Origin of the sequence: Burkholderia sp. FERM BP-3421 (genome assembly GCF_028657905.1) — a bacterium.
GTDB lineage: Bacteria > Pseudomonadota > Gammaproteobacteria > Burkholderiales > Burkholderiaceae > Burkholderia.
In genome coordinates, this window is the sequence record NZ_CP117781.1 from 628381 (window position 1) to 645691 (window position 17311).

The 17311-nt window shown below is 67.5% G+C and carries 16 protein-coding genes; 9 read left to right on the forward strand and 7 right to left on the reverse strand.

The features are described 5' to 3' along the window. Positions 1-37 precede the first annotated feature (37 nt). A complete protein-coding gene (locus Bsp3421_RS05935; RefSeq protein ID WP_273997408.1) occupies positions 38-703 on the reverse strand; it encodes an O-methyltransferase in 666 nt (221 codons plus the stop codon). Between the two features lie 107 nt (positions 704-810). On the opposite strand from Bsp3421_RS05935, the gene Bsp3421_RS05940 reads away from it, so the two are divergent. Further along, complete coding sequence (locus Bsp3421_RS05940) at positions 811-1428, forward strand: TetR family transcriptional regulator (RefSeq protein ID WP_273997409.1); 618 nt, start codon at positions 811-813, stop codon at positions 1426-1428. An 87-nt stretch (positions 1429-1515) separates the two neighbouring features. Here Bsp3421_RS05940 and Bsp3421_RS05945 read toward each other — a convergent pair whose 3' ends face one another. After that, complete coding sequence (locus tag Bsp3421_RS05945) at positions 1516-1998, reverse strand: aminoacyl-tRNA deacylase (RefSeq protein ID WP_273997410.1); 483 nt, start codon at positions 1996-1998, stop codon at positions 1516-1518. 297 nt (positions 1999-2295) lie between these two features. Here Bsp3421_RS05945 and Bsp3421_RS05950 point away from each other — a divergent pair, with 297 nt between their 5' ends. After that, positions 2296-3483, forward strand: coding sequence for a M20 aminoacylase family protein (locus Bsp3421_RS05950; RefSeq protein ID WP_273997411.1), 1188 nt, complete (start codon positions 2296-2298; stop codon positions 3481-3483). A gap of 105 nt (positions 3484-3588) precedes the next feature. After that, positions 3589-4905, forward strand: a complete 1317-nt coding sequence (locus tag Bsp3421_RS05955; RefSeq protein ID WP_273997412.1) for an MFS transporter — start codon at positions 3589-3591, stop codon at positions 4903-4905. Positions 4906-4927: 22 nt separating this feature from the next. Here the strand turns inward: Bsp3421_RS05955 and Bsp3421_RS05960 are convergent, their stop codons facing one another. Then, a complete protein-coding gene (locus Bsp3421_RS05960; RefSeq protein WP_273997413.1) occupies positions 4928-5632 on the reverse strand; it encodes a TetR/AcrR family transcriptional regulator in 705 nt (234 codons plus the stop codon). Between the two features lie 196 nt (positions 5633-5828). On the opposite strand from Bsp3421_RS05960, the gene Bsp3421_RS05965 reads away from it, so the two are divergent. Next, positions 5829-6344, forward strand: coding sequence for a GNAT family N-acetyltransferase (locus tag Bsp3421_RS05965; RefSeq protein WP_273997414.1), 516 nt, complete (start codon positions 5829-5831; stop codon positions 6342-6344). A 22-nt stretch (positions 6345-6366) separates the two neighbouring features. On the opposite strand, the gene Bsp3421_RS05970 is transcribed toward Bsp3421_RS05965, so the two are convergent. Together Bsp3421_RS05970 and Bsp3421_RS05975 are read right to left on the reverse strand one after the other, a co-directional pair. Continuing rightward, positions 6367-7320 carry a leucyl aminopeptidase gene (locus Bsp3421_RS05970; protein WP_273997415.1) on the reverse strand — a complete coding sequence of 318 codons (954 nt, stop codon included), beginning with the start codon at positions 7318-7320 and terminating at the stop codon, positions 6367-6369. A 61-nt stretch (positions 7321-7381) separates the two neighbouring features. Continuing rightward, complete coding sequence (locus tag Bsp3421_RS05975; RefSeq protein ID WP_059573278.1) at positions 7382-7504, reverse strand: hypothetical protein; 123 nt, start codon at positions 7502-7504, stop codon at positions 7382-7384. 648 nt (positions 7505-8152) lie between these two features. Between Bsp3421_RS05975 and Bsp3421_RS05980 the strand changes: the two genes are divergently transcribed. The 5 genes from Bsp3421_RS05980 (at position 8153) to hydA (ending at position 15218) form a co-directional block, all read left to right on the forward strand. After that, positions 8153-9418: a Zn-dependent hydrolase gene (locus tag Bsp3421_RS05980; protein ID WP_273997417.1), complete on the forward strand. Its 1266-nt coding sequence runs from the start codon at positions 8153-8155 to the stop codon at positions 9416-9418. A gap of 109 nt (positions 9419-9527) precedes the next feature. Then, complete coding sequence (locus tag Bsp3421_RS05985) at positions 9528-10880, forward strand: NAD(P)-dependent oxidoreductase (RefSeq protein WP_273997419.1); 1353 nt, start codon at positions 9528-9530, stop codon at positions 10878-10880. A gap of 52 nt (positions 10881-10932) precedes the next feature. Continuing rightward, complete coding sequence (preA, locus tag Bsp3421_RS05990; RefSeq protein WP_273997421.1) at positions 10933-12195, forward strand: NAD-dependent dihydropyrimidine dehydrogenase subunit PreA; 1263 nt, start codon at positions 10933-10935, stop codon at positions 12193-12195. Positions 12196-12228: 33 nt separating this feature from the next. Continuing rightward, positions 12229-13752: an NCS1 family nucleobase:cation symporter-1 gene (locus Bsp3421_RS05995; RefSeq protein ID WP_273997422.1), complete on the forward strand. Its 1524-nt coding sequence runs from the start codon at positions 12229-12231 to the stop codon at positions 13750-13752. Further along, entirely contained in the window at positions 13749-15218 is a 1470-nt protein-coding gene (hydA, locus tag Bsp3421_RS06000) for a dihydropyrimidinase (protein ID WP_273997423.1), read from the forward strand. The genes Bsp3421_RS05995 and hydA overlap by 4 nt, the downstream gene beginning before the upstream one ends. 180 nt (positions 15219-15398) lie before the next feature. On the opposite strand, the gene Bsp3421_RS06005 is transcribed toward hydA, so the two are convergent. Both Bsp3421_RS06005 and Bsp3421_RS06010 read right to left on the reverse strand, forming a co-directional pair. After that, positions 15399-15737, reverse strand: a complete 339-nt coding sequence (locus tag Bsp3421_RS06005) for a DUF4148 domain-containing protein (protein WP_273997424.1) — start codon at positions 15735-15737, stop codon at positions 15399-15401. Positions 15738-16689: 952 nt separating this feature from the next. Next, entirely contained in the window at positions 16690-17229 is a 540-nt protein-coding gene (locus Bsp3421_RS06010) for a cytochrome b (RefSeq protein ID WP_273997425.1), read from the reverse strand. Positions 17230-17311: the final 82 nt, after the last annotated feature.

Genomic DNA, 17311 nt, shown 5'->3' on the forward strand with positions numbered 1-17311 from the left:
CGGCGCGGTTGCGCGCCGCCGCCGCCTCAACGCGGTTTCAACCGAGCCGCATCGACAGCTCGACTTCGTCACCGAACGGAACCGACAGATAGCCGCCGGCGGGCGTGCGCACGCGCGCCAGATACTCGGGGCTGTAGTCGGCGTTGTCCGCGATGATCAGCGCGCCCGGCTTCAGGTGCGGTTCGAGCAGGCTCAGGATGTCAGGATAGAGCGCCTTCGCGCCGTCGAGCAGCACCAGGTCGATGGCGTCGGGAAGATCGTGCGCCAAGGTTTGCAGCGCATCGCCCACGCGGATCTCGACGAGATCGACGAGGCCGCCTGCCGTCAGGTTGGCGCGCGCCCGCTCGACCTTGGAAGGCTCGAACTCGGTCGTGATCAGACGGCCGCCGCCGTTGTCGCGCAACGCCGCCGCCAGATGCAGCGTGGAGATGCCGAACGACAGGCCGAACTCGACGATGGTCCGCGCACGGCCGGCGCGGGCGAGCATGTAGAGCAGCGCGCCGGTATCCCGCGAGACCGGGATCGGCACATCTTTCAGTTGTCCGTATAGATCGAAATATTCGGTCTTGCTCTGCATCAGGCGCGTGTGCTCCTCGGGCGGCAGGGCCGCCAGGACGGGGTGCGTCCTGGGCGTGATCGCGTCGGATTCGGCGAACAGGCGCGCCAGCAGGGGCGCGACGGGGGAGGTGGTCAAGGTGGTCATGCGGGACTCCGTCTAAGGGTTGAAGGCATCGATGCGCATGTCTAGAATACGACTAATCATTCAGGTTTTACTATTCGCATTGGCGGCTCCCGATGAGCGAACGTCGCATGACCCAGATTTCCTCGCGAAAACAGCCCAAACAGGCGCGCTCGACCCGTCTCGTGGAGGACGTGCTGCAGGCGGCTATTCAGGTTTTGGCGAAGGAAGGCGCGCCGCGCTTCACGATGGCGCGGGTGGCGGAGAAGGCCGGCGTGAGCGTCGGCTCGCTGTATCAATATTTTCCGAACAAGGCGGCGCTGCTGTTCCGCTTGCAGAGCGACGAGTGGCGGGAGACCGGCGACCTGCTGCGCGAGATCCTCGAGGATCGGGAGAAGACGCCGCGCGAGCGTCTCCACGCGTTGACGCGCGCGTTCATCCGCTCGGAATGCGAGGAGGCGGAAATGCGCGTCGCGCTCAGCGATGCCGCGCCGCTCTATCGGGATGCGCCGGAGACGCAGGAGGTGAGGGCGTCGGGTCGATGCACGATCCAGGCGTTCATGTTGGAAGTGCTGCCCGATGCGGCGGAGCCGGCCCGGGTGCTGGCCGGCGAATTGATCGGGGCGACGTTCGGCGCGGTGGGGAAGCAGTTCTCGGAGCAGCCCCGGACCCCGGCGGAAATCGACGTCTATGCCGAGGCGATGGCGGAGATGTTCTGGGCGTATCTGGAGCGGGTGCGGGAGGGATGAGGCGCGCACACCCGGCCTTTCGTGGAATGGCACGCGCGGCCATGCCGCCGCGGTCGGCTCCCGGATCCCGCCCGCCCGGCGGCAAGCTCAGCCGTCTGCGCCGACATCGCAGAACTGCACGCGGGCGATGCGCTCGAGTTCCTCCGGCGCGAGTTTCATCGCGCAGAACTCGCTGCCGCCGGAACCATAAACGAACGAGGCATCCCTGACTCTCCGGCTGATCACCCGGTAGGTGCAGTGGTCGAGGGCGATGGGCGGGACGCCGCCGATCACATATCCCGTGATCCGGGTGACTTCCTCGGGGCTGGCGAAGCGCAGGTTCTTCAGGCCGGTCGCATCGCGCAGCTTTTTCTGATCGATGCGCTCATCGCCGCGGATCAGGACGCCCGCGCTGTCGCCGGTCTGCTTGTCGACGAGAATCATCATCTTCAGGATGAGGCTGGCGTCCACGCCGAGGGCGAGCGCCGCGTCCGCGGTGGCCTTGCCGCTGGTGTCGTGCGGAATGATCTCTATCGCGACGCCGAGCCTGGCCGCCTCTCGACGCGCTTTGTCAGTATCGTCCTTGACCATCGATGTCCTCGCTTCGCATGTCATGAGCGGCCGTCGGCAGTTCCCTATTTCTCAGGGGCGATCTTGGTTGGGAAGTCATGCCGCGGTGCGACGGCGCGAGAATCCGAGCCGCGCGTGCCGGACCCATCATTGCACAAGACAGGTCGACGCACCCGGCTCAACCCCAGGGATAACCCCCGATAAACATCCTTTATCGCAGTGAAAAATTCCGCATCTTATTGACGTTGATTTGGCTGGCTATAGTGGCCCGCTTCACGCATCCGCCGCCGGATGCCCGAGCACCCCACGGAGCCCGCCATGAGCGACACACGTTTCACCGAGATCGACGATCTCGCGCCGGCCGCGGCCGGCCTGCGCGAGATTCGCCACCACATCCACCGCCACCCCGAACTCGCCTACGAGGAAGTCGCCACGGCGGCGCTCGTCGCCGAGCGGCTCGAAGCGTGGGGCTGGCAGGTCACGCGCGGCGTCGGCCGGACGGGCGTGGTCGGCACGCTGAAGGTGGGAGACGGCGCGCGCAGCATCGGCATCCGCGCCGACATGGACGCGCTGCCGATCATCGAGGCGACCGGCCTGCCGTACGCGAGCGCCGCCCACGGCAAGATGCACGCATGCGGCCACGACGGCCACACGACGATGCTGCTCGGCGCGGCGCAGCAGCTCGCGCGAACCCGCCGCTTCTCCGGCACCGTGCATCTCTACTTCCAGCCCGCGGAAGAGCACGGCGTCGACAGCGGCGCGAAAAAGATGATCGACGACGGCCTGTTCACGCGCTTCCCGTGCGACGCCGTGTTCGGCATGCACAACCACCCCGGCGCGGAGCCGGGCGTGTTCCTGATGCGTCGCGGCGCGTTCATGTCGGCGGGCGACAAGGCGATCATCGAGATCGAAGGCGTGGGCGGCCACGCGGCGCGGCCGCAGCTCACGGTCGATCCGGTGGTCGTCGCGGCGAGCATCGTGATGGCGCTCCAGACCATCGTCGCGCGCAATGTCGATCCGACCCAGCCGGCGGTGGTGACGGTCGGCACGATCCACGCGGGCACCGCGAACAACGTGATCCCGAATCGCGCGCGCCTCGAACTGAGCGTGCGCTCGTTCAGCCCCGACGTGCGCGCGCTGCTCAAGCGCCGTATCGTCGAGCTGGCCGAGGCGCAGGCCGCGAGCTATGGCGCGCGGGTGGAGGTCCAATACATCGAGGGTTATCCGGTCGTCGTGAACAGCGATGCGGAAACCGATTTCGCCGCGCAGGTCGCGAAGGAACTGGTCGGCGCGGACAAGGTGGTCGAGCAGGCCGACCTGCTGATGGGCAGCGAGGATTTCGCGTTCATGCTGCAGCAGCGGCCCGGCGCGTTCGTGCGGCTCGGCAACGGCGCGGGCGAGGACGGCTGCATGGTGCACAACCCGCACTACGACTTCAACGATCACAACCTGCCGATCGGCGCGGCGTTCTGGACCCGGCTCGTCGAACGCTATCTCGGCCGTTGATGCGGCGCGCGGCGGCGGCGTGACGAAACGACGGAACGATAAAACGACAAGGCGACGCCGCGCCCGGACCACGGCGGCGGCGCGATCGCGAAGGAGACACACACGATGCAACACGACCCCATGACGCTCGCCGCCGAATCCGGCGCCCTGCCGCCGGCGCGTGCGGTCACGCGTCGGCGCGGCGCGGTGGCCGCCGCCGTGATCGGCAACTGGCTGGAGTTCTTCGACTTCACCGTCTACGGTTTCTTCGCCGTACTGATCGGCAAGCTGTATTTCCCCTCGGACGATGCGACGACGTCGTTGCTGCTGTCGGTCGCGACGTTTGCGGCGGGCTTCTTCACGCGGCCGCTCGGCAGCGTGATGCTGGGCGTGTACGCGGACCGCAGGGGCCGCAAGGCGGCCTTGAACCTGACCATCATGCTGATGGCGCTCGGCACCGGCATGATCGCGCTCGCGCCGACCTACGCGCAGATCGGCGTGCTCGCGCCGTTGATCATCGTGAGCGCGCGCCTGATCCAGGGCTTCTCGCAGGGAGGGGAGTTCGGCGCGGCGACGTCGACGCTGCTCGAGCAGGGTGGCGTGTCGCGGCGCGGCTTTCGCGCGAGCTGGCAGCTGGCGACGCAGGGCGGCGCGGCCCTGATGGGATCGGGCTTCGCCGCGCTGCTGTCGAACACGCTCACGAAGGACGCACTCGAAAGCTGGGGCTGGCGCATTCCGTTCCTGGTCGGCGTGCTGATCGCGCCGGTCGGCATGTACCTGCGCCGGCGGCTCGCCGACGACGCCCCGGGCGAGCATCACGGCGTCGGCGACGGCGTGCTGCGCGAGCTGTTCACGCGCCACGCGCGCACCGTGGTGCTGTTGACGCTGACGGTGATGGGCGGCACGGTGTCGACCTACATCCTGACCTTCTACATGCCGACCTACGCGATCCATACGCTGGGCCTGCCGATGAAACTGTCGATGTTCGTCGGCGTGGCGTCGGGCTGCGTGATGCTGGTCACGTGCCCGCTGTTCGGCTGGCTGTCGGACCGGATCGGCAGCCGCCGGCTGCCGATCTTCATCGGCCGCGGCGTGCTGGTCGCGCTGCTGTTTCCCGCGTTCATGCTGATGAATCACTATCCGTCGCTGTTCGTCGTGATGCCGCTGACCGCGCTGATGCTGCTGTTCTATTCGATGGGCTCGGCATCGGAATTCGCGCTGATGTGCGAGTCGTTCCCGCGCCGCGTGCGCGCGACCGGCATCTCGATCGCCTATGCCTTGAGCGTCACGTTGTTCGGCGGCACCGCGCAACTGGTCGCGACCTGGCTCGTGCGGATCACGGGCAGCAAGCTCGCGCCCGCGGGCTACGTCGCCGCATGCGTGGTGGCGTCGCTGGTGGCGGTCGGGATGCTGCGCGAGACGGCGGGCGAGACGCTCGACTGAGGCGGCGGCGCGCCGCGCGCGTTCAGTCGTCGCGCGGCGTGGGCCGGGTCGCGCCGCAGGCGCGCAGGATCATCCGCACGACTTCCTCGGTGGTCGCCTCGAACGCCTTGTCGGCCAGCGCGCGCTTGCCGGCCAGCGCCTGGATCTGCGCCTCGAAGTCCGCGTAGTGCTGGGTCGTCGCCCAGATCATGAACAGCAGCGTCTTCGGATCGACCGGCTCGAGCAGGCCGCGCGCGATCCAGTGCTCGATTAGCGCGACGCGGCTTTCCATCCAAGGCTTCACGCGCGCGTGCAGAATGTCCTGCATGTGGGTCGCGCCGCTGATGATCTCGTTGGCCCAGACCTTCGAGCCGAGCGGCCGGCGGCGCGACAGCGCCATCTTCGCGCGCACGTAGCCGCCGAGCGCCGTCACCGGATCGTCGCCGGCGTCGAAGGTGTTCGCGGCCTGGTGCCAGTCCTCGAAGAGATCGTCGAGCACGCGCCAGTAGAGCGCGAGCTTGGTCGGGAAGTAGTAGTGCAGGTTGGCTTTCGGCAGGCCCGCGCGTTCCGCGATCAGCGCGGTGCTCGCGCCCTCGAAGCCGCGTTCGGCGAACACGGCTTCCGCGCAGGCGAGCAGGTGCGCCTCGTTGAGTTCGCGGATGTGCGCCTTGCGGCGGCGCGCGGCGGCCGGCGCGGCCGCTGCCGCGGCGGGCGGGCGGGGGGACATCGTCGGATCGTCGTCTTGCATGAGGCTCGCGGAAAGAGTGGGACCGGGGCCGGTAACGGTATGGGTATTGTAGACGGCGCGTAGGCGACGGCGCGCAGGCGGCGGGTGCATCCGGGATGGCGGACGGGCGGGTCGATTATTCGTTCACGCGGAACAGCGTGCGTCTGGATAGAATCGCCGTCTTTATTTCTATTTCCATCCCAACGCGAGGCCCCGCATGCTGACGATTCGACCCATGATCCACGAGGATTTCCCGGCGCTCTGGCCGATCTACCGATCGGTGGTGGAGTCACGGGAAACCTATGCGTACGACCCCGCGCTCACGCAAGAGGCGGCGTGCGCGCGCTGGATCGACACGCCGCTCTGTACCTGGGTCGCGGAACTCGACGGCGTGCTGGTCGGTTCGTACTTCCTGAAGGCCAACGCGGAAGGGCCGGGCGATCATGTCGCGAACTGCGGCTACATGGTCGACGAAGCGGTGCGCGGGCGCGGGATCGCGAGCCGCATGTGCGAGCACTCGCAGCAGGTCGCGCGCGAGCGGGGCTTTCTCGCGATGCAGTTCAATTCGGTGGTCGAGAAGAACGAGGCCGCAGTCGCGCTGTGGCAGAAGATGGGCTTCGAGATCGTCGGCCGCGTGCCGCGCGCGTACCGGCATGCGCGCTTCGGGTTGGTCGATATCTTCGTGATGTACAAGTGGCTCGGCGATGCCGAGCCGGCGGCGCGCGCGACCTGAGGGGCGCGCGCATCGCGGCGCGTCAGAGGGTGAAGCGGCCGTCGAACACGATGCGCTCATCGAGCGCCAGCGTGCCGCTGGAGAAAATCAGGTCGAGGTGGTGGCTGCCTTGCGCGCCGCCGCCGAGGCCGAGGTGCAGGCCCGGGTGCCGCTCCTCGAAACCGGCATTGCGACCGTACAGGCCCTTGATGCCGAGGTTCGTGCCGATGCCGAACTCCTCGATTCGCCGATGATTCTCGTGCCGGTCGAGGTAGGCCGTGAAATCCTGCCGGAATCCCGCGTGTTCGGTGTCGAAGCCGACGACCCTGCTCGCTTCGACGTGCAGCACCGCGAGCCGCTCGGCCACCTTGTACTTCACCGCGAACGGAATGGTGCTCAGGAAGGTGCCGCTGAACACGATCGAGCCGTGCAGGTCGGTGACGTGCGTCGCGATTTCGCCGGGCACCACGTCGAGATTGCCCATGCCGTCCACGCTGGTCCATTTCTGGTCGGGCGCGAGCGAGCCCGTCAGCGTGTTGCCGGCCTCATCGATGAAGCGCACCTGCGAGGCCTGTGCGGCCGCATCGATCAGGCGGCGGTTGCGTGCGGCGATTTCGTCGAGCGACTCCGCGAACGCTTCGTCGAGATGCGGGCCGTAATCCTTGAACAACACCGATTTTTCCCAGTGCTCGACGAGCGCGGGCCGGATCGCGGCGAGGAACGGCGGGCCGTTCGGCGACGGCGTGGGCAGGCAGGACGAGTCGTACAGCAGCACGATCAGATCGGCGCGATCGAGTGCGGCGAGGGTGTCGGCGGGCGGGGTGCCGTCGAGGCTGACGGTGGCGGCGTCGAACGTGGCGGGCAGCGTCTCGAACGCGCGCAGCGCCGTGTCGCGATTGCGCTCGTCATAGCCGATCAGCAGCCGGCCCCGGTCGCCGCGCGCGAGCTTGTCGCGCAGCGCGGGGTGATGGCCGAGCGCGCGATGCAGATTCAGCATGCGGAAGTCTCCGGAAGCGGCGGAAGGAGCACGGCCCCTTCCGCCTGGTCGAACGGGTGGCTTAGACCGGCCACAGCGCGGTGCCGAACGGCACCACGGCGTCCTCGACCATCATGTCGACCGCTTGCGGATGGGTGTCTTCCTGCATCCAGTCGAGCAAGTCGATTTGCTGATTTTCCTGCATGTCTCTTCTCCTGGTGTTGTGAACCGGGTTATTCAACATGAATGCCTCAAGGGCACGCCTGCTTGGCATTTTTTCCAATGCCTTACAGGTGCTTTCGATATTACTTGGTGAATTTATTGAATGCAATCGGGGTGAGCGTTTTTATCTTTGAGTGCTAAACAAGCTGGAAATGAAGGGTTTTTTTGTGCATCGGGTGTGATGGATGCCGATGTTTAATAAGGATTTTCATGTATTTTCGGCTGTATGTCATGAAATGAATTGTGAGTCGGCGTGAATGGGTGAGATGGATTTATTATTAATAATTTGTTGAATTGTTTCGAATCGGAGCGTGCCGGGTCGTGGTGGTTTTCATGCGGCGTCGGCGCCTGGAATTCGATATCGATGGTTTCGGCACGAACGTGCGTGCTATCTCTCGCGCAGCGCCGCATCCGGATTTTTGACACGTTGTATTCGACATGTCGATACGCTATAACCTGACCAATCGGACAGGATTCAAGCAGCGGGCCGCCCTTGTTTCATAAGACAAATAACGATCAGGGCCGTGCGGGCGGCCGCGTTCCTCCGGGAACCATGCTTGCCGGTCCGATGCGGTAGGTCCCCGCCGCCGCCACGAGAAGCGCGTAGCAAACGCGCGCAGGAGAGATGCAGATGACTGTGATGACCGAAGTCGCACTGGCCGCATCGATCAAGGTGAATGGCCGGCGTCTGTGGGACAGCCTGATGGAGATGGCGAAGATCGGCGCGACCCCCAAGGGCGGCGTCTGCCGGCTTGCCCTCACCGATCTCGACAAGGCGGGGCGCGACCTGATCGTCGGCTGGGCGAAAGAGGCCGGCTGCACGGTGAGCGTCGACCGGATGGGCAACGTGTTCATGCGCCGGCGCGGCCGCGACGATGCGCTGCCGCCCGTGATGACCGGCTCGCACGCGGATTCGCAGCCGACGGGCGGCCGCTTCGACGGCATCTACGGCGTGCTCGGCGGCCTCGAAGTGATCCGCACGCTGAACGACCTCGGCATCGAGACCGCGCGCCCCATCGAAACCGTGATCTGGACCAACGAGGAAGGCTCGCGCTTCGCGCCCGCGATGGTCGCATCCGGCGTGTTCGCGGGCGTGTTCACGCTCGACTACGGGCTGTCGCGCCAGGATGTCGACGGCAGGACGATCGGCGAGGAACTGGCGCGGATCGGCTATGCGGGCGACCTGCCGTGCGGCGGCCGCGCGATCCACGCCGCGTTCGAGCTGCACATCGAGCAGGGGCCGATCCTCGAAGCCGAGTCGCGCACGATCGGCGTCGTGACCGACGCGCAGGGCCAGCGCTGGTACGAGGTGGTGCTGACCGGGCAGGAGGCGCATGCGGGCCCGACGCCGATGCCGCGCCGGCGCGACGCCTTGCTCGGCGCGTCGCGGGTCGTGCAGCTGGTCAACGAGATCGGCCTGCGCCACGCACCGCTTGCGTGCGCAACGGTCGGCATGATGCAGGTGCACCCCAATTCGCGCAACGTGATTCCGGGGCGCGTGTTCTTCACCGTGGACTTCCGCCATCCGCAGGACGACGTGCTGGCGCAGATGGACGCGGAGCTGCGCGCAGGCATTGCGCGGATCGCCGCCGAGGGGCGGCTCGATGCGCAGGTCGAGCAGATCTTCTACTACGCGCCGATCGCGTTCGATGCCGCCTGCGTGCGCTCGGTGCGCGCGGCGGCCGAGCGCTTCGGCTACGCGCATCGCGACATCGTGTCGGGCGCGGGCCATGACGCGTGCTATCTCGCGCAGGTCGCGCCGACGTCGATGGTGTTCGTGCCGTGCATCGACGGCATCAGTCACAACGAAGTCGAGGACGCGACGCCCGAGTGGATCGAGGCGGGCGCGAACGTGCTGCTGCACGCGATGCTGGAGCGCGCCGCCGAGCCGGGCTGAACCGCGCGGCGCGCGTCGGCGGAATTCCGAGCTTTTGCCGTGTCCTGCCCAGGCGGGCGGGACGCCGGACGCGTGCGTCCGGACACTACGATGACAACAGGAGTCCCCCATGTCCTGGAAAGCCACCGGCGATATCGCCCCGGGCCGTCTGTCGGCCACGCAACTCGCCTGCAATTTCGTGGACGTCGCGCCGCCGCTCGATGCGGCCGCCGCCCGCGTGGCCGCCGACCGCTGCCACTACTGCTACGACGCGCCGTGCATCGCGGCCTGTCCGACCGGCATCGACATTCCCGGCTTCATCCGCAAGATCGGCAACGGCAACCTGCGCGGCGCGGCGCACGACATCCTGGCCGCGAATCCGCTCGGCGGCATGTGCGCGCGCGTATGCCCGACCGAGATCCTGTGCGAGGGCGCTTGCGTGCGCAACGACCAGGACCATGAACCGGTGTCGATCGGAGCGCTGCAGCGGCACGCGACCGATTGGCAGATGGCGCGCGAGCAGGCGGGCGCCGCGCCCTTGTTCACGCGCGGGGCCGACACGGGACGCCGCGTCGCGGTGATCGGCGCGGGGCCGGCGGGGCTCGCCTGCGTGCATGAATTGGCGCGCGCCGGGCATCAGGTGACGATCTTCGATGCGCGCGCGAAGGCGGGCGGCCTCAACGAATACGGCATCGCCGCCTACAAGACGGTCGACGGTTTCGCCCAGCGCGAGATCGACTGGCTGTTGTCGATCGGCGGCATCGAATGGCGCGCCGGGCAGGCGCTCGGCCGCGACGTCACGCTCGGCGCGCTGCGCGGACAGTTCGACGCGGTGTTCCTTGGCCTCGGCCTGGCCGGCGTCAACGCGCTCGGCATCGAAGGCGAGCAGCTGGATGGCGTGCGCGACGCGGTCGAATTCATCGAGACCGTGCGGCAGGCCGACGATCTCGCGCGCCTGCCGGTCGGGCGCCGGGTGGTCGTGATCGGCGGCGGCAATACCGCGATCGATGCGGCGGTGCAAAGCCGCAAGCTCGGCGCGCTGTCGGTGACGATCGCGTACCGGCGCGGCGCCGAGCGCATGAGCGCGACCTGGGCCGAACGCGAATTCGCGCAGCAAAGCGGCGTCGTGCTGCTCGAATGGGCGCGGCCGGTGCGCATCGTCGGCGACGCGGGGCGCGCATGCGCCGTCGAGTTCGACGTGACCCGGGAAACCGATGCCGGCGGGCTCGACAGCACCGGCGAACGCATCCGCATCGAGGCGGACGTCGTGCTCAAGGCGATCGGCCAGCGCCCCGCGGCCGCGGAGCCGGCGCTCGCGCTCGACGGCGGCCGGATCGTGGTGGACGCCGACGGCGCGACCTCGATCGAGGGCGTCTGGGCGGGCGGCGATTGCACCAACCACCGGGCCGTCGACCTGACCGTGCAGGCGGTGCAGGACGGCAAGCGCGCGGCGCAGGCGATCGATCGCCGGCTTCGCGCCTGACGCGCACGCACCGCTCGCGTTCCGACATTTTCCAGGATCCAGGAGGTCCGTCATGGCCGATCTGCGCTGCACGATTGCCGGTATCCATTCCCCGAATCCGTTCTGGCTCGCGTCCGCGCCGCCGACCGACAAGGCCTACAACGTCAATCGCGCATTCGAGGCCGGTTGGGGCGGGGTCGTGTGGAAGACGCTCGGCCTCGATCCGCACGTGGTCAACGTGAGTTCGCGTTACGGCGCGACCTCGTTCAACGGCCAGCGGATCGCCGGGCTCAACAACATCGAGCTGATCACCGACCGGCCGCTGGAGGTGAACCTGAAGGAGATCGCGCAGATCAAGCGGGACTGGCCCGACCGCGCGCTGATCGTCTCGCTGATGGTGCCGTGCAACGAGCAGGACTGGAAATCGATTCTGCCGCGCGTCGAGGATACGGGCGCCGATGCGGTCGAGCTGAACTTCGGCTGCCCGCACGGGATGAGCGAGCGCGGCATGGGCGCGGCGGTCGGCCAGGTGCCCGAGTACGTGGAGATGGTCACGCGCTGGGTCAAGGAAGGCAGCCGCCTGCCGTGTCTCGTCAAGCTCACGCCGAACATCAGCGACATCCGGGTCAGCGCGCGCGCCGCGCGGGCGGGCGGCGCGGACGGCGTGTCGCTGATCAACACGATCAACTCGATCATCGCGGTCGATCTCGACCAGATGGCGCCGTGCCCGACCGTCGACGGCAAGGGCACGCACGGCGGCTACTGCGGGCCGGCCGTGAAGCCGATCGCGCTCAACATGGTGGCCGAGATCGCGCGCGACCCCTTGACCGCGAACCTGCCGATCTCGGGCATCGGCGGCATTTCGAACTGGCGCGACGCGGCCGAGTTCATCGTGCTGGGCGCCGGTTCGGTTCAGGTCTGCACCGCCGCGATGCATTACGGCTTCCGGATCGTCGACGACATGATCGACGGCCTGTCGAACTGGATGGACGAGAAGGGCTATGCGTCGCTCGACGCGATCCGCGGCCGCGCGGTGCCGAACGTCACCGACTGGCAGTACCTGAACCTGCAATACGACATCAAGGCGCGCATCGATCAGGCGCGCTGCATCCAGTGCGGGCTGTGCCACATCGCATGCGAGGACACCTCGCACCAGGCGATCACGGCGACGCGCGACGGCAAGCGGCACTTCGAGGTGATCGATGCGAACTGCGTCGGGTGCAATTTGTGCTTGCATGTTTGTCCGGTCGATTCGTGCATCACGATGGAGCGGGTCGACCACGGCGCGTATTCCAACTGGACGACGCATCCGAACAATCCGGCGCGCGCGGCCTAGCGGCCGTCCGGCCCGCCCGGCAGGGAGCGGCACATGAGCATTCCGGCGATTTCCGACGAACGTCCCGCGCCGAGCGCGGCGGGCGGCCTCTTCAACGACGACCTCGCGCCGACGGGCGTCGCGCAGCGCACCTGGCGCTGGCACCATTTCGCGGCGCTGTGGGTCGGGATGGTGATGAACATCGCCTCGTACATGCTCGCGGCGGGACTCACCGACCAGGGCATGTCGCCGGTGCAGGCGGTGCTGACCGTGCTGCTCGGCAACCTGATCGTGCTGGCGCCGATGATCCTGATCGGCCACGCGGGCGCGAAGTACGGCATTCCCTATGCCGTGCTGGTGCGCACTTCGTTCGGCACGCAGGGCGCGAAGCTGCCGGCGCTGTTGCGCGCGGTGGTCGCGTGCGGCTGGTACGGGATCCAGACCTGGCTCGGCGGCAGCGCGATCTACACGCTGCTCAACATCCTGACCGGCAATGCGCTGCACGGCCCCGCGCTGCCGCTGCTCGGCATTACGGCCGGCCAGCTTGCGTGCTTCCTCGGCTTCTGGGCGCTGCAGCTCTATTTCGTGATCCGTGGCACCGAGTCGATCCGCTGGCTCGAAAGCTGGTCCGCGCCGATCAAGATCGTGATGTGCGCGGTGCTGGTCGCATGGGCGTGCTCGAAGGCGGGCGGCGTCGGATCGATGCTCGCGCAACCGTCGCAGTTCGTCGCGGGCGGCCGCAAGGCCGGCCAGTTCTGGGCGACCTTCTGGCCCGGCCTGACCGCGATGGTGGGCTTCTGGGCCACGCTCGCGCTCAACATCCCCGATTTCACGCGCTTCGCGCGCTCGCAGCGCGACCAGATGATCGGCCAGAGCCTCGGGCTGCCGATCCCGATGGCGCTGCTGTCGGTGGTCTCGGTGGTCGTGACCTCGGCGACCGTGGTGATCTACGGCAAGGCGATCTGGGATCCGATCGATCTCGCGAGCCGCATGGAGGGCATCGGCGTCGGTATCGCGCTCGTGATCCTCACGCTCGACACCATGTGCTGCAATCTCGCCGCCAACCTGGTCGGGCCGGCCTATGACTTTTCGAGCCTGTGGCCGCGCGCGGTGTCGTACCGCACGGGCGGGCTCATCACGGCCGGCCTCGCGGTCGCGATGATGCCGTGGAAGATCCTCGCGACCACGGAAGGCTACATCTTCACCTGGTTGATCGGCTATTCGGCGCTGCTCGGCCCGGTCGCCGGCATCATGGTGGTCGACTATTTCGCGATCCGGCGCACCCGGATCGACGTCGCGCAGCTGTTCGAGCCGCGCGGCGCGTATGCGTACGCGGGCGGTTGGAACCTCGCGGCGGTCGCGGCGCTCGTGCTCGGCGTGCTGCCCAACCTGCCCGGCTTTTTGCACGAGGCGTTTCCCGGCGCGTTTCCGGGCGTGCCGGCGCTGTTCCGGCATCTGTACACCTATGCGTGGTTCGTCGGGCTCGTGATCGCGGCGGCCGTCTACGGCGTGCTGATGCTGGCCGCCGGCTGCCGCGCGCGCGAGGCGGGCAACCCGTTCCACCAGGAGACATCATGACGATATTGATTCGAGGCGGCACGGTCGTCGACGCGAACCAGAGCTACCGCGCGGACGTGCTGTGCGCCGCGCGCGCGGACGGCGGCACGATCCTCGCGGTCGGGCCCGGGCTCGACGCGCCGGCGGGCGCGACCATCGTGGATGCGGGCGGCCAGTACGTGATGCCGGGCGGGATCGATCCGCACACGCACATGGAGCTGCCGTTCATGGGCACCACCGCGAGCGACGATTTCTATACCGGCACGGCGGCCGGCCTCGCGGGCGGCACGACGTCGATCATCGATTTCGTGATTCCGAACCCGAAGCAGCCGCTGATGGATGCGTTTCGCGAATGGCGCGGCTGGGCGGAGAAGGCGGCGGCCGACTACGGCTTCCACGTCGCCGTGACCTGGTGGGACGAATCGGTGCACCGCGACATGGGCACGCTCGTGCACGAGCACGGCGTGTCGAGCTTCAAGCACTTCATGGCGTACAAGAACGCGATCATGGCGGACGACGAGATTCTCGTGAACAGCTTCGCGCGCGCGTTCGAGCTGGGGCGCGCTGCCGACCGTGCACGCGGAGAACGGCGAGCTCGTGTTCCAGCTGCAGCGAGCCTTGCTCGCGCGCGGCATCACGGGGCCGGACGCCCATCCGTTGTCGCGTCCGCCGGCGGTCGAGGGCGAGGCGGCGAACCGCGCGATCCGGATCGCGCAGGTGCTCGGCGTGCCGGTGTACATCGTGCACGTGTCGGCCAAGGAGGCGCTGGAGGCGATCGTGCGCGCGCGCGCGCGGAAGGCCAGCGCGTGTTCGGCGAGGTGCTGGCCGGGCATCTCGTGATCGACGAAGCGGTGTACCGCGATCCGGACTGGAACCGCGCGGCCGCGCACGTGATGAGCCCGCCGTTCCGCACGCAGGAGCATCGCGATGCGCTGTGGCGCGGCTTGCAGTCGGGCAACCTGCATACGACCGCGACCGATCATTGCGTATTCTGCGCGTCGCAGAAGGCGATGGGGCGCGACGATTTCAGTCGGATTCCGAACGGGTGCGGCGGCGTGGAGGACCGGATGGCGATTCTGTGGGATCAGGGCGTGAACACCGGGCGGCTCACGCCGAACGAGTTCGTGCGCGTGACCTCGACGCATGCGGCGCAGATTTTCAACCTGTATCCGCGCAAGGGCGTGGTGGCGGTCGGCGCGGATGCCGATCTCGTTGTCTGGGATCCGCAGGCGACGCGCACGATCTCGGTGAAGACGCATCACCAGAAGGTCGATTTCAATGTGTTCGAGGGCATGACGGTGCGCGGCGTCCCGTCGCATACGGTGTCGCAGGGCGAGCTGGCTTGGGCGAACGGCGAACTGCGCGCGCAGCGCGGCGTGGGGCGCTATCTGGAGCGGCCGGCGAACCCCGGGTATTTTGATGCGCTGCGCACGCAGCAGCGTTTGCATCAGGTCGAGCCGGTGCGGCGCGAGGGCGACGCGGCGTAGCGCCTTCGGTCTTTCGGCGGGTGCCGCGCCGGGTATCCTGCGTCGGGCGCGGCGCTCGGACGGCGTGCACTGGGCCGGGATGCTCGCGCGATGCGGATCGGATCGGCGGCCGTGCTCCGGGGAGTCGGCTCCCGTCTGCCGCATCGCGCTCGCGAAGGGATGCGCGACCGCTTGCGCGGCTCACGAGCCCGAATAGATGTTGCAGAAGCTGGCCGGCCCGACGCAGGCCGGCGAGCCGGACGGCGACGTTTGAAGCTTGCCGCGTCCGCTTTCGCTCATGCCCGTCATGGCGGCGCCCATGCCGCCGCCGTTCTGCTGCTTGTACCAGGCCGCCTGGCTCGCCAGGCTCGGCGAGACGTCGGGATACGACGCGTCGGTCACGAAATTCAGGCCGTTGTGCTGCGCCTCGATCAGTTCCTGGCGCACCTGCGCCCGGGTCACTTCCTGCGCCGATGCGCAGACGGCAAGGCTTGCGCCGGCAACGAGCATCGTGGATGCGATGAGGTTTCGCGTGTTCATTTCGGACTCCAGTTTAATTTGAAGGCGTGATGATCCGGTTGGCGTTGGGCAAGACACCCGGCGGCGCACCTTCGGATCGGCCGGGCCGCGAGGCTGAACGCCGGTCCGGCTGTTTCCTTTTCATCACCTGACTCAATGCGAGGCGGGAAGACGATGGACTGTTGCCGTCATCTGTCGCGCTCTCATGACGTAATACTCGGCCCGGGGAGTGTTTATTCCAGTGGCGGCGTTGCGTTGTCGTTCGTCGCGCGATGGCGTGACGGAAGCCCGGCATACGCGACCCATGAATCTTGTGCGCGCGATGCGCCGGACGATGTTTGGCAGCGCGACAGGGTATTGAGCATGGGTGGATTGGGACGCGATACCGGCGGGTAAGCTCAGTCTCGATCCGAATGCCCCGTGGTTCGTCGATGCCGCCGCGCCTGCCTTGTTCCGCGTGCCGGAAGAGCGCATCGTGCTGATCAAGCCGGCGCATCGCGATGCACGACGTATCACGGCGACCAAGCTTCGCCGTCGGCGCTGCGGTGCGCGGGTTTGGGCGTGAGGATCGTGGATTGCTGACGCAAAGGTCGACAGTCAGACGCTGCCGACAGGCATGAACTGGGCGCCCGTATTTGGAAAGCGGTCTTGCCGCACGCTTGCCACGTGCGCGGCGTGACGTTTCCGCCCGACGTCGTCGATCTGTCCGTTACGGCTTTGACGGAGTGCCGCAGCGGCGCTGAATGCCCATCAAGGCCGGCGCGTGCATGCGGATCATGCGATGACGACCGGCGACGCTGGACGCAGCGCAGCGAGCCGCGGCATGAAGTCATGCGTCGCGCGGTTTGCAGGAAATCTGAAGCTCGCGTCGGCCCGCGACCGAAGGCCACCGGCGAGTCGACGCCGAGCCATTGAACTTGTGATTTCCCACTCGCCGCCCGATCGCGCCGATCCAGGCGGGGCTGCCCACGGATCAAATACCCATGCGCCCTGCCACGCCGTCGCGATCGACGAACTTGTGCTTCAACGCGGCGCCGATATGCGCGACCAGCAACAGCGCGAGCGTCAGCACCAAGGCGCGATGCAGCGTGTCGGTCAGCAGGCGCAGCGGTTCGTCGCGGCCGATGAAGACGGGCAGATTCACCAACCCGAAGAAGCTGACCGGATGCGCGCCCGCCAGGCGGTGCACGTAGCCTGCGAGCGGTACGAGGAACAGCAGCACGTACAGGATGCTGTGCAAGGTGCCCGCCGCCCGCGCCTGCCAGGTCGGCACGCTGGAAGGCAGGGCCGGCGGGGTATGCGTGAAGCGCCACACCAGGCGGGGGATCGTCAGCATGAAGATCAGGCTGCCGATCGACGCGTGATAGAACAGGATGCCGTTGAATTGAGGCGAGTTGTGCGGGAAGGTATCCATGTAGAGCCCGATCATCAGGTTCAACAGGATCAGGAGCGCGATGGACCAGTGCATGACGACGGAAAAGCGCGTGTAGGCGGCATTGCTGGCGGGGGACATGGGCGACCTCGCTTTCAAGAATGGTGAAATGGACGGAACCTCGCGCGCCGGGTCGATGGACATGGCAAACGGCGTGGCGGCA